At 73.6% G+C, this 1,638-nt stretch carries 2 protein-coding genes; both read right to left on the bottom strand.

Annotated elements, in window-relative coordinates; genetic code table 11:
• On the bottom strand, positions 1 to 766 hold a 766-nt coding region (locus HRUBRA_RS14485), incomplete at its 3' end, for a serine/threonine-protein kinase (RefSeq protein WP_144244492.1).
• Positions 767 to 772: 6 nt separating this feature from the next.
• Positions 773 to 1,638 (bottom strand): sigma 54-interacting transcriptional regulator (locus HRUBRA_RS14490; protein WP_035518384.1); only part of this gene is annotated, 866 nt, incomplete at its 5' end.

Raw genomic sequence — 1,638 nt, forward strand, 5'->3', positions numbered from 1 at the left:
CCAGCTCCCGGGCCAGGGCCCGGAGACGCCGGCGCACCTCGCCGGCGCTGGCCGGCCGCTGCGCCGGGGACGGTGCCAGCAGCCCGTGCACAAGTTCGAAGAGCTCCGGCGGCAGGGGCCCGGCCAAGGGCGGGAACTCACCGCGAACGATACGCTCACCGGCATCATCACCGCTGAAGGGGTCGAAGCCGCTCAGCAGGCGATAGAGCAGGCGGCCGAGGGCGAAGAGATCGGAGCGGGGTTCCAGCGCATCACCGCGCACGTGCTCCGGGGTCCAGGCAGTCGCGCTGACCGCCCGGGGCTGCTGGGCTATCGCCACGGCGACGCCGAAGTCTGCCAGCAGCGCACGGCCGTCATCGCCGATAAGCACGTTCGCGGCCTTCACGTCGCCGTGCACGATCTCCTTGCGATGCGCCGCCGACAGCGCCGCCGCCACATCCGCTGCGAGGGCCAGCGCCGTGGTGACTGACAGGTGCCGGCCGCGGAGCGCCGTCTCGAGATCACAGCCCGGCACATACTGCAACACCAGCAGCAGCTCGCGGCCGGTGGGCACAAGGTCATAGACCCGGGGGACCCGGGGGTGGTCCATGGCCGCGCAGCGGCGCGCCTCCTGCAGCGCCCGGCGCCGGGCCAGGCGCTGTGCCGGCAGCCGGTGGTGCTTGAGGGCAACGTGGCGCTCGAGGCGCGGGTCGAAGGCGAGGAGGACCGCACCCTCACCGCCGCCGCCGAGCGCCCGGATGACCCGGTAGGGGCCGACGCGGGCCACGGGACCTCAGGCGTCGCCCGCCACCAGCTCCCCGGCGGCGCGCAGCCGGGCGCGCAGGCCCGCATGGGAAACACAGAGCGCCCGCGCCGCGGCGGCAACATCGCCACCCGCTGCATCGAGGGCCGCCTGCAGCTCGTCCACCGGAATATCACCGGCGAGACGACAGCCGGGGATCTCCCGCAGTCGTCGATACACCGCGCTCCGGGACATGTGCAGAGCCCGGGCCACCCGGGCGACCTCGAAGTCGCTGGCGGCCCAGGCCTCGGCGAAATCGACTTCGGACACTTCGTCGCGGGCGCCCTGCAGCGCACCGTTCGCGGCGCTTTCTGCGGCCAGGCGCCGGGCCAGCGCCGGCGGCAGGGAGAGATCGTCGGGGCAGGCCACCGCCAGCTCCCGGCACAGGTTGGCCAGCTCGCGGATGTTGCCGGGCCAGGGGTAGCCGAGCAGGGCATCGAACAGCTCCGTGCAGCGGGCGAGGCGGGCCGGATCGTCGGTGCGCGCGTCCCAGAGAGGGCCGCGGCCGGCGCTGCGAAAGGCCTCTTCGAGGTAATGGCAGGCCAGCATCCCGATGTCTTCCCGATGTGCCGCGAGGGGGCGCAGGCGGAGCTCGAGCGCCCCGAGACGATGCCGTAGGGCGCGGCTGAAGCTTGCGCCATCATCCTGGATGGGCGCATCCGTCGCAGAGACAACACGCAGGGCGACCTGACGGATCGGCCCGCCGACGACCTGAATCTCGCGCTGCTCGAGGGCCCGCAGGAGCTGTGGCTGCAGCGACGCCGGCGCGTCGCCGATCTCGTCGAGGAACAGCGTGCCACCGGCGGCGGCCTCGAAGTAGCCCCGGCGGTCGCGCTCGGCGCCGGTAAAGGCGCCGC

Origin of the sequence: Pseudohaliea rubra DSM 19751, assembly GCF_000764025.1 — a bacterium.
Taxonomy (GTDB): Bacteria; Pseudomonadota; Gammaproteobacteria; order Pseudomonadales; family Halieaceae; genus Pseudohaliea; species Pseudohaliea rubra.